The sequence below is a fragment of the Streptomyces odonnellii genome (assembly GCF_000981895.1).
Classification (GTDB): Bacteria; Actinomycetota; Actinomycetes; order Streptomycetales; family Streptomycetaceae; genus Streptomyces; species Streptomyces odonnellii.
This window is the reverse complement of the sequence record NZ_LATD01000102.1, coordinates 21,458-32,085: the sequence shown is the minus strand read 5'-3', so window position 1 is coordinate 32,085 and position 10,628 is coordinate 21,458. Positions and strand designations below refer to the sequence as shown.

The window sequence follows — 10,628 nt, the reverse complement described above, 5'->3', positions numbered from 1 at the left end:
GCTGTACGGGGCGGCCCGGGCGCTGGGGTGCGTCGGTTGTCCGGGGCGGCCCGGGCCTACATGTCCAGCAGCACCGTGAACGGGCCGTGGTTCGTCAGGGACACCCGCATGTCCGCCCCGAAGCGGCCCGTCTCCACCCGCGCGCCCAGTGCCCGCAGACCCGTCACCACCGCGTCGACCAGCGGTTCGGCCACCGGGCCCGGCGCCGCGGCGTTCCAGGTGGGGCGGCGGCCCTTCCGGGCGTCCCCATAGAGGGTGAACTGCGAGATCACCAGCAGTGGGGCATTCACTTCCGAGCAGGATTTCTCGTCTTCAAGCATCCGTATCGACCAGAGCTTCCTGGCAAGCCGTTCCGCCTGCTCTTTTGTGTCCTCATGGGTCACTCCCACCAGCACACACAAGCCCTCGCCCGTGAACCCGCCGACCGTCTCGGTCCCCGACTCCGTCACCACGTCGACACTAGCGCCGTCGACTCTCTGCACCACCGCTCGCATGCGGACCAACCTATCGGGGGCCGAACGGGTGCAGAGTGCCCGCATGCTCCTGGGCAGGAGTGGCACCATGCACAAAGGCGGCGCGCCGGTTGCGCGCCGGTCGAGGGATGGGGGGATCCAAGCGGAGCGAGGGCGGGTCTCCCCAGCGGAGTGAGGGGAAGTACGTGTGATGAGCGCATCCGGCGGCGGGCAGCCGCCCGGTTCGGTACCGACAGCCTGTACGACGTGCACGACCAGCGGGACCGGCACCTCCGGTGCGGAGCTGGGGCTCACGGACTTGGGGAGCACGGATCTGGGGAGTGCGGATCTGGGGCCCGGGGCCGGCACCGGCCCGGGTTCCGCGATCGGTCCCATGGGTCCCTTGAGCACCGGTCCGATGAGCACTGGTCCGAGTGCCGGGAGCGGCAAGGCGAAGGGGAGCGGCACGGCGAGGGGGAGCGGTGCCGGTTCCGGGGGGCTGCGGCCGCCCGTACAGCGGACCGGCGCCGAGGGCTCGCTGCCCGCGGCCCGGCCGTACGACTTCCGGGTGCTGCGGCTGCCCGAACTGCGTGCGCTGCGCCGGGACTCGCAGCGCGACGAGGCCGATCTCAGCTATCTGCGCAGGCTCCTCCAGGGCCGTATCGACATCCTGCGGGCCGAGCTGGCCCGCCGTACCGCGCCCGAGACACCGGTCGTCGACCGGCTCTCCGAGATCCTCACCGACGCCCCTTCGCAGCACCGCACCTCCGCCCGCCATGTCACGCTCTCCGTGCCGCGCAGCGCGGAGTACCGGGCACTGGCGGCGGAGACGCTCGCGGAGGTGGAACTGTCGGATCTGGAGGCCCGTACGGACGAGGAACTGCACTCCGCGATGGGCAGGCTGATCCGGAACGAACAACAGCTCTCGCGCCGACGTCACCAGCTCCAACAGACGGCCAACGACTGCAGTGCCGAGATCGCGCGCAGGTACCGTGAAGGCGAAGCACAGGTGGATGACCTGCTCACGTAGTCGATTCCCCTGGTCGATGACCCGCTTGACCTGCTGACCCGCTCACCGAGACCGCCGGCGGCGCCCTTGTGGCCGCCGGCTTTTCCGAGCGGGTCGCCATGTGGGTCACCGAGCGGGGCCACCGAGCGGGCCACCGCTTCGTAGCCGCACCCGCACTCGCATCTGCACACGCACACGCACCTGTTCCGGAAGGCCGACGATGACATCCAGCACCCCCGCCATACCGCCGGCCGTGCCCACGCTCGTACCCGCCGCCGTACCTGCCGTGTCTACGCTCGTAGCCGTGCCCGTGCCCGTGCCCGCGTCCGCGTCCGTAGCGTCGTCGGCGGCGGCGCCCGGGGCGCCTGCCGCTGTCTCGCCGGCGGACGCCGCGCCGCCCGTGCTGGCGGAGGTCGTACGGTCCGGCTTCACCGAGGGGCGGCACCGCGGCACGCTGGTGCTGCTCGGGGCGGACGGGCGGGTGGAACTGGCGCTCGGCGACCCGGACGTCCCGGTCTTCCCGCGTTCCAGCAACAAGCCGATGCAGGCCGCCGCCATTCTGCGGGCCGGTCTCGACCTGTCGGGCGAACGGCTGGCGCTGGCCGCGGCCAGCCACTCCGGCGAGGCCTTCCACCTCGACCTCGTCCGCAAGATGCTCGCCGAGCACGGGCTGACGCCGGACGATCTGCGGACCCCGCCGGACCTGCCGGTGGACCGGGCCGAGGCGGAGGCGTATCTGGCGGCGGGCGGGGTGCGGGACCGGGTCGTCATGAACTGTTCCGGCAAGCACACCGCCATGCTGGCGGCCAGCGTCCTGAACGGCTGGCCCAAGGACAGCTATCTGGACCCGGAACACCCGCTCCAGCGGCTGGTCCGTACGGTGATCGAGGAGACGGCGGAGGAGCCGGTGGACGCGGTCGGTACGGATGGCTGCGGCGCCCCGCTGATGGCGATCAGCCTCACCGGCCTGGCCCGGGCCTTCCGGCAGTTCGTACGCGCCGAGCCGGGGACGGCCGAGCGGCGGGTGGCGGACGCGATGCGGGCCCACCCCGAGTATGTGGCGGGCACGCGCCGCGCCGACACCTGGCTGATGCGCGAGGTGCCGGGGACGCTGTCGAAGATGGGCGCGGAGGCGGTCCAGGCGGTGGCCCTGCCGGACGGGCGCGCGCTGGCCTTCAAGATCGACGACGGCGCGACCCGGGCCCTGGGACCGGTCCTGGCACGCGCGCTCGAACTGCTGGGCGTGGAGTCTGAGGTGGTGGGCCGCATCGGCCGGGCGCCGCTGCTGGGCGGCGACGCGGAGGTGGGGTCGGTGCGGGCGGCGTTCTGAGGCGGAGCCGACCCAGTTTGAGGCGGAGCCGACCCGGCCGCCCCCTGTCTGTCGGCGCCTGTCGGCCCACGGGGCGACAGGCAGCGGCGGCCGACGGCTCGTGGGCCATGTCCAACGGCGCGTGGGCCCGTCGGCTCGTGGCCCCGTCGGCTCGTGCGTCCGTTGGCGCGCGGGTCCGTTGGCGCGCGGGGCGGAAAATCCGGATGCGGATGACCCGCTTCAGCGCCTAGCGTGTGGATCATGAGCCTTGAGGTCCGTACTGTCACCGCGTCCGAGTACCCCGACTGGCATCGCGCCCTGAACACCGGGTTCCTCCGGCCGCCGGTCAGCCAGGACGACGTGATCGCGGCCCGGCTCGCGCGCAGCGATCTCGAGCGTACGCGCGGTGCCTTCGACAACGGCCGCTGTGTCGCCACCTTCCGGTCCTTCGCGCAGGAGCTGACCGTGGTCGGCGGCGCCACTCTGCCCGCCGACGCCGTCACCAATGTGACCGTCTCGCCCACCCACCGCAGGCGCGGGCTGCTCGGCCGGATGATGGCCGCCGACCTCACCGCCGCGAAGGAGCGCGGGGATGCCGTCGCCACGCTGATCTCCGCGGAGTACCCGATCTACGGGCGGTACGGTTTCGGCCCCGCCGCCTCCACCGCCGAGTGGGAGATCGACGTGGCGCGCACCGGCCTCGACCCCCGCTGGTCGGGCCCGGTCGACGGCGGCAGGATCGATCTGGCCGACGTCGACGACGTCCGGAAACTCGGCCCTGAGCTGCACGAACGCTTCCGGCAGCGGCAGCCCGGCGCCGTCGGCCGCGACGAGCACTGGTGGGGGCTCAACACCGGCGAGGTGCCCAACGGCGAGCCCTGGACCGAGCCGTTCTACGCCGTCTACCGCTCGGCGGCCGGCGAGGTCGAGGGCCTCGCCGAGTACACCGCCGACGACATGTGGGGCGACTCCAAGCAGCCGAAGAACACCGCGTCCGTGCGCAAGCTGATCGCGGTGTCGCCGCGTGCGGAACGGGCCCTGTGGCAGTTCCTCTGCTCGGTCGACTGGATCACCAAGGTCAGGACGGGGTTCCGCGCCCCGGACGATCTGCTGCCCCTGTTCCTGCCCGATCCGCGCGCGGCACGGATCGTGACGCAGGCGGACTTCCTGTGGGTACGGATCCTCGACGCGGTACGGGCGCTGGAAGCGCGTACGTACGCAGTCCCCGGCACGGTCGTGCTGGACATCCACGACAGGGCGGAGCTGGCGGCCGGCCGGTTCCGGCTGGACGCCTCGCCGGACGGCGCGACCTGCGTCCCGACCACCGAATCGCCCGATCTGGTGCTGGACGTAAGGGAGTTGGGCGCGCTGTATCTGGGTGACGAATCGGTGCTGCGGCTGGTGGCACTGGGCTCGGTGAGCGAGGAACGCCCGGGCGCGGCGGCAGTGGCGGAGCGGCTGTTCCGCACCCCCAGGCGCCCGTGGTGCCCGGACGTCTTCTGAGCCCACGTCTTCTGAGCGCCCTTCTTCTGAGCCCAGGTTTTCTGAACGCACACTTTGCGCGGGCCGGCGCCTTCCGGGCCCGCGCCTTTTGAGCGCCCGCGTCTTTGAGTCCACGTCTTTTGAGCCCGGTCCCCGGCCCTGGGGGCGCGAGTTCGCCGTGCGAGCTCAGACCGTCAGCACGACCTTGCCCACCAGGCCGCGGTCCTCGATCGCGCGGTGTGCGTCCGCCGCCTGTTCCAGTGGGAACGTGCCGCCGATCACCGGGCGCAGGCGGCCCGCCGCCGCTTCGCGCAGGGCCCGGGCGGACAGCCGCACCCGTTCCTCCTCGGTGAGCTGGACGTCCATGATGCCCAGCAGGGTGATCTCCCGGTCCGCCGCGTCCCGGGCGTCCACCGACGCGAAGCCGCCGGTCGGGGCGCCATGGGCCGAGAAGCGGCCGCCCTTCGCGGTCAACCGGTAGGCGGCCAGGCCCGGTTCGCCGCCCACACCGTCCAGGACGACATCGGCGCCCGCCGGGCCGAGCGCCTCGCGGGCCCGGTCCTGCCACCCGTCGAGGCCGCCGTCCACGACCGCGTCCGCGCCCAACTCCCGTACCAGCGCGGTCTTCCGCTCACCGCGCGCGACTCCGACGACGAACGCGCCCCGGGCCTTGGCGAGTTGTACGAGCAGGGTGCCCATACCGCCCGAGGCACCGGTGATCAGAACCCGTTCGCCCGCGGCCACGCCGGTGTTTTCCCCGCTGCCGGTGTCGGCCCTGGGGCCGCTGTTCCCCGTGAGGCCGTTGTTCTCGGTGAGGCTGCTGTTCTCGGTGAGGCTGCTGTTTCCCGTGAGGCCGGTGCTCTCCATGAGGCCGGTGCTCTCCATGAGGGCGAGCGCGGTGACACCGTCGTGGATCAGCGCGGCGGCGATGGTGAGCGGGACTCCGTCCGGTACGGGGACGAGCGCGCCCACTGCCGCCACCGCCAGCTCCGCCGCGCCCCCGCTTTCGCCCAGCGCGGCCACGACCCGGCGGCCGAGCCAGGCGGGATCAACGCCGTCGCCGGCGGCGCGTACCGTACCGGCGACTCCGCCGCCGAGGACGTATGGAGGCCGCACGGAGAAGAACTCCCGGCCCCAGCCCCTCCGGATCTGGGTCTCCACGAAGAGCGTGTCCACCGCGGAGACCGCGATCAGCACTTCGCCGGAGCCCGCCACCGGGTCGGGGGCCCCGGCCGTCACCAGCACCTCGGGACCGCCGAACGCGGTCACTCTCGCCACGCGCATACCGATCACGCCTTCCGCTTATGGTTGCGTTGCGTCCTTGTGGTTGCGCTGGAGAGTCTTGAACGTCAAGTCTGGTTGAGGTCAACCGCTGCGTACGCTCGTGACCATGAACGACGCCGATCCGGGCCGCGGCCCCGGCCCCGATCCGACCACCGGCCCCGGTCTGCGGGAGCGCAAGAAGCAGCAGCGCTACCAGGCCATCTCCGACGTCGCGATCTCCCTCTTCCTTGCGAAGGGCTTCGACAGCGTCTCCGTCGCGGAGGTCGCCGCCGCGGCCGAGATCTCCAAGCCGACGCTCTTCCGGTACTTCCCGGCCAAGGAGGACCTGGCGCTGTACCGTTTCGCCGACCATGAGGACGAGGCGGCGCGGGTGGTGCTGGCCGGCCGGTCCGACGGCGTACGGCCGCTCGACGCCCTCCGCCGCCACTTCCTGGCGGGGCTCGCCCGGCGCGACCCGGTGACCGGCCTCAACGACCACGCCGCGGTGCTCGCGTATCACCGGCTGCTGTACGGCACGCCGAGCCTGGTGGCCAGGATGTACGGGTATCAGCGCCGCTCGGAAGAAGCGCTGGCCGCGGCCCTGGGCGGCGGGATCGAGGGCGCGCTCGGCGCCGGCCAGATCATCGCCGTACAGCGGATCCTCGCGCTGGAGAACTGGCGGCGGATCGCGGAGGGCGAGAGCGTGGAGGCGGTGTACCCGGACGCGGTGACGGCGGCGGAGCTGGCCTTCGGGCGGCTGCGTACCGGACTCAAGGAGTGGTGATACTCCCGATCGGCAGGTCACTGTTGTTACTCGGTAATGTTTTTAACCGGGTTACGTTATTCTCGCCCGTATGACGGCACTCCCTTCTCAGCCCGGCCCTCGTCCGTCCAGCCTTGATCCCGGCGGTCCCATCGGTTCCGTTGGTCCCGTCGGTTCCGTCAGTTCCGTTGGTCCTGCTGATCCCGTCGGTCCTGCTGACCCTGTCGGTCTCGTCGGCGAACTCGAACGGGAACGGGCCTACCACGAGACCTGCCGCACCGCGCTGACCGGCATGGTGGGCGACGCCCGCGAGCAGGTCGCCATCGGCGAGAACGCCTTCGCCTCCGGCGCGGACGCGGAGGTCCTCGGCCGCCATCTGCGCAGCTACGCGAAGGAGCTGGGGCAGGAGCCGGACGGCCCGTTGTTCTTCGGCCGCCTCGACTTCGCGGGCCGGAGCGCCGATCCCGAGTCGCCCGGTGATCAGGACACGGGCCAGGGCGGCGATCACAGCGGCCAGAGCTACCACATCGGCCGCCGCCGGATCACCGAGCACCCCGCCGCCCCGCCCCTGGTGGTCGACTGGCGCGCGCCCGTCTCGCGCGCCTTCTACCGGGCGAGCGCGCGCGATCCGCAGGGCGTGGCAGTACGCCGTCGCTTCGGCTGGGCGCCCCGAAGCACCGGGAAACAGGACGAACTGACCAGCCTGGAGGACGAACACCTGGCCTCGGGCGGGGATGAGGTCGGGGACGAGAACGGGAGTGCCGGTGCTGAAGTTGGCGCCGGCAGCTCGATCCTCACCCGTGAGATCGAGCGCCCCCGCGTCGGCCCGATGCGCGACATCGCGGCCACCATCCAGCCCGAGCAGGACGATCTCGTACGGTCTGGACTCGGCCTGTCCCTGTGTGTCCAGGGCGCCCCCGGTACCGGCAAGACCGCGGTCGGGCTGCACCGCGCCGCGTACCTCCTCTACACCTACCCGCAGCGGATCCAGCGCGCCGGTCTGCTGGTCCTCGGCCCCAACCGCACCTTCCTCTCGTACATCTCCGAGGTGCTGCCCGCCCTGGGCGAGACCGGGGTGCGCCAGTCGACGGTCGCGGAAGAGATCGCGCTCCACCCGGTGCGTACGGAGGACCCGGAGGCCGCGGCGGTCGTCAAGCACGACGCCCGGATGGCGGAGGTGCTGCGCCGGGCGCTGTACGGGCGGGTCGCGGCGCCCGCGGGGCCGCTGACCGTGCCGGACGCGGACGGTTCGTACAGTTGGCGGCTCGGGCTCGACAAGCTGGTACGGATCGTCGACGAGGTACGGGCCGAGGCGCCCCCGTACGCCATCGGCCGGGAGCGGGTGCGCAGCCGTACCGTACGGGAACTACAGCTCCAGGCGGAACGGCGGGCTGGGCCGAAGTCCGCGAACTGGGTGCGGCGGGTGGGCAGTTCGCAGGCGGTGCGGGAGTATCTGGACGCGGTCTGGCCGAGGATCCGTCCCGAGGAGGTGCTGGCGAGTCTGCTGGCCGATCCGGCTGAGGCGTGCGAGGGCATCCTCACGGCGGAGGAGCAGCACGCGATCCACCGGCCGGCACGCGGGCGCGGGAGCGGGCCCGGGGGTGGACGCGGGTCTGGGAGTGGACGCGGGTCTGGGAGTGGACGCGGGCCCGGGAGTGGGCCGATGTCCGCTCGGGTGGCGCGCTCCCTGCCCTGGTCGGCGGCGGATCTGGTGCTGCTGGACGAACTGGCCGGGCTGATCGAACACCCCGAGGGGTACGGACATGTCGTCGTCGACGAGGCCCAGGACCTCTCGCCGATGGAGTGCCGCGCGATCGCCCGGCGCGCGGTGTTCGGTTCGCTGACGGTGCTGGGCGATCTCGCGCAGGGCACCACCCCCTGGGCCGCCCGCTCCTGGCCCGCCCTCCTCGCCCACCTGGGCCGTCCTGAGGCGCCCGTGATCCCGCTGACCACCGGCTTCCGGGTGCCGGGAGCCGTGGTGGCGCTCGCCAACCGGCTGCTGACGGCGCTGGAAGTCGACGTGCCGCCCGCGCGTTCCCTCCGCAGGGACGGCGAGTTGACGATCCGTCAGGTCCCGCGGGTTACCGGACCGGATGGGCAGGGCGGGCTCGCCGGGCAGGACGGGCTGGCCGCCGGAGTGGTCGAGGCGGTACGGGCAGCACTCACCCGCGAGGGATCGGTCGGCGTGATCGCGGCCGACTCGGGCACGGACCTCCTTCGTACGGCTCTCCGGGCGGCCGGTATCGCCACGGCGACGGCGGACGAGGTCGCCGTGGCGGCGGGCGGGGTGACGGGCGGGACGGTGACGGTCCTGGCCGCGACGGAGGCCAAGGGCCTGGAGTACGACCATGTCGTGCTGGCCGAGCCCGCCGCGATCGTGGAGGCGGAGGCCAAGGGCGCGCACCGGCTGTATGTGGCGCTGACCCGCGCGGTGTCACGCCTGGACATCGTCCACAGCCGACCACTGCCGGGAGCGCTGCGGGAGGCAGGGCGGTAGGAACGGCTGGATTCCCGAGAGCACGGCCGACCGGTCGCTAGCTACTGCTGCCTGTTGGGCTGGTTGAAGCGCAGCAGATTGCCGGACGGATCACGGAAGGCGCAGTCCCGCACGCCGTACGGCTGGTCGATCGGCTCCTGGATCACCTCGGCTCCCGACGCCCGGAGGTGCTCGAACGTCGCGTCGCAGTCGTCGGTCGTGAACACGGCCCTGCTCAGCAGCCCCTTGGCCATCAGTTCCGTGAGCACCCGCCGGTCGTCCTGCGAGATGTTCGGGCTCGCGCCCGGCGGTTCGAGCACGATCTCGATGTCCGGCTGTGACGGCGGGGTGACCGTGACCCAGCGCATGCCCTCGAACGAGACGTCGTTCCGTACGGTCATGCCAAGCACGTCACGGTAGAAAGCGAGCGCCTGCTCATGGTCGTGCACCGTCAGGAAGCAGTGGGAGAGCTTGATGTCCATGCCCGTCACGCTACGAGCCGAGGGCCGGTTTCGCTTCTCCATTCCCGGCGGGCGCCCCATTTCTGACCGGCCGGGTGAGGATCATGGCGAAGCACGCCGGTATGACGGCGCCCTGCTCATGGCTCCGCGCCCGGTACGCACTCGGGCTCTCCCCGACCAGCTCCGTGAACCGCGAGCTGAACGACCCCAGGGACGAACACCCGACCGCGAAACAGACCTCGGTCACCGTGAGATCGCCCCGGCGCAGCAGTGCCTTGGCCCGTTCTATTCGGCGCGTCATGAGATAGCTGTACGGAGTCTCTCCGAAGGCGGCGCGGAAGCTCCGGGAGAAGTGGCCGGACGACATCAAGGCAGCCCGGGCGAGCGCGGGGACATCGAGAGGGCGCGCGTACTCGCGGTCCATGGTGTCCCGCGCCCGGCGCAGTCTGATGAGGTCTTCTGGAGTCACCCGCTCAGCATCGCATCCCCGGTCGGATCCGGGAGCGCCCTGTGGATGAGGCGGAGGCGCCCGCGGAATGCCCTGTGGATAACTCCGGGTCGCCCGGACCGATCGGCCAGACTTCAGGGGCCCGGTACGGCTGGGCCCCGCCTGGAGGGGTCCAGTACGGCTGAGGGCCCTGCCTGGAGGGTGTCCGGCCCGCCTCCGGACAGGGGCCCGCAGTCCTCACGTACCGTCGCGGACCACGGCGCGAGGAGTTCGTGGGGGTGACCGAACGTGTCGGCGAAGGCCGGGGCGACGGCGAAGCCGACGGCGCGGACCCCGAGCGGGAAGCGCTGCTGGTCGAGGAGGTCGGCCGGGCGCTGCTCGTGGTGCTGGACACGCTGGGGCCGGCCGAGCGGATCGCGTTCGTACTGCACGACATGTTCGCCGTACCGTTCGACCGGATCGCCCCGGTCGTCGAGCGCTCCCCGGTCACCACGAAGAAGCTCGCCAGCCGCGCCCGCCGCAAGGTCCGCGGCACCCCCGAGGCCCCCGCCGCCGAACTCGCCCGGCACCGCCGGACCGTCGACGCCTTCCTCGCCGCCTCGCGCAGCGGCGACCTGGCCGCGATCCTGGCGGTGCTGGCCCCGGACGCCGTACGCCGGGCCGACCCCGCCGCCCTGCCCCCGGGCGCCCCGACACAGGCGCGCGGCGCCCGCGCGGTGGCCCAGGGCGTCCTCGCCTTCGGTCACCGAGCCCACTCCGCGGAACCGGCGCTGGTGAACGGCCACGTGGGAGCGATCGTGGCCCCGTCCGGCCGCCTCGTACTGGCCCTCACCTTCACGTTCGCACCGATGGAGGAGGGCGAGGGTGAGGGCGAGAAGATCGCGGGCTACGAGGTGATCGCGACCCCGTCGAGACTGAAGGGGCTGGACTTGGCGGTGCTCGACGGCAGCGGTGCTTGAGGTACG

The 10,628-nt window shown here is 72.3% G+C and carries 10 protein-coding genes; 6 read left to right on the top strand and 4 right to left on the bottom strand.

From position 1 onward, the window contains the following. Positions 1 to 56: 56 nt before the first annotated feature. Complete coding sequence (gene dtd, locus WH07_RS11700; RefSeq protein WP_046499083.1) at positions 57 to 494, bottom strand: D-aminoacyl-tRNA deacylase; 438 nt, start codon at positions 492 to 494, stop codon at positions 57 to 59. 376 nt (positions 495 to 870) lie between these two features. Here dtd and WH07_RS11695 point away from each other — a divergent pair, with 376 nt between their 5' ends. The 3 genes from WH07_RS11695 to WH07_RS11685 all read left to right on the top strand — a co-directional run bounded on the left by WH07_RS11695 (position 871) and on the right by WH07_RS11685 (position 4,273). Beyond that, a complete protein-coding gene (locus WH07_RS11695; protein ID WP_046499081.1) occupies positions 871 to 1,482 on the top strand; it encodes an RsiG family protein in 612 nt (203 codons plus the stop codon). Between the two features lie 283 nt (positions 1,483 to 1,765). Further along, complete coding sequence (locus WH07_RS11690) at positions 1,766 to 2,791, top strand: asparaginase (protein WP_408645831.1); 1,026 nt, start codon at positions 1,766 to 1,768, stop codon at positions 2,789 to 2,791. 240 nt (positions 2,792 to 3,031) lie between these two features. Next, a complete protein-coding gene (locus WH07_RS11685; RefSeq protein WP_046499077.1) occupies positions 3,032 to 4,273 on the top strand; it encodes a GNAT family N-acetyltransferase in 1,242 nt (413 codons plus the stop codon). A 165-nt stretch (positions 4,274 to 4,438) separates the two neighbouring features. Here WH07_RS11685 and WH07_RS11680 read toward each other — a convergent pair whose 3' ends face one another. Then, entirely contained in the window at positions 4,439 to 5,536 is a 1,098-nt protein-coding gene (locus WH07_RS11680) for a zinc-binding dehydrogenase (RefSeq protein WP_046499075.1), read from the bottom strand. Positions 5,537 to 5,642: 106 nt separating this feature from the next. Here WH07_RS11680 and WH07_RS11675 point away from each other — a divergent pair, with 106 nt between their 5' ends. Together WH07_RS11675 and WH07_RS11670 are read left to right on the top strand one after the other, a co-directional pair. Further along, a complete protein-coding gene (locus tag WH07_RS11675) occupies positions 5,643 to 6,299 on the top strand; it encodes a TetR family transcriptional regulator (RefSeq protein ID WP_046499049.1) in 657 nt (218 codons plus the stop codon). A 271-nt stretch (positions 6,300 to 6,570) separates the two neighbouring features. Further along, positions 6,571 to 8,775 carry a HelD family protein gene (locus tag WH07_RS11670; RefSeq protein ID WP_232788824.1) on the top strand — a complete coding sequence of 735 codons (2,205 nt, stop codon included), beginning with the start codon at positions 6,571 to 6,573 and terminating at the stop codon, positions 8,773 to 8,775. A gap of 41 nt (positions 8,776 to 8,816) precedes the next feature. Here WH07_RS11670 and WH07_RS11665 read toward each other — a convergent pair whose 3' ends face one another. Then, entirely contained in the window at positions 8,817 to 9,236 is a 420-nt protein-coding gene (locus tag WH07_RS11665; protein ID WP_046499069.1) for a VOC family protein, read from the bottom strand. A 10-nt stretch (positions 9,237 to 9,246) separates the two neighbouring features. Beyond that, positions 9,247 to 9,684 (bottom strand): helix-turn-helix transcriptional regulator, encoded by a 438-nt coding sequence (locus WH07_RS11660; RefSeq protein ID WP_046499047.1) that lies wholly within the window; start codon positions 9,682 to 9,684, stop codon positions 9,247 to 9,249. Positions 9,685 to 9,941: 257 nt separating this feature from the next. Here WH07_RS11660 and WH07_RS11655 point away from each other — a divergent pair, with 257 nt between their 5' ends. Next, on the top strand, positions 9,942 to 10,622 hold the full coding sequence (locus tag WH07_RS11655) for a sigma factor-like helix-turn-helix DNA-binding protein (protein ID WP_052744332.1): 681 nt from the start codon (positions 9,942 to 9,944) through the stop codon (positions 10,620 to 10,622). Positions 10,623 to 10,628: the final 6 nt, after the last annotated feature.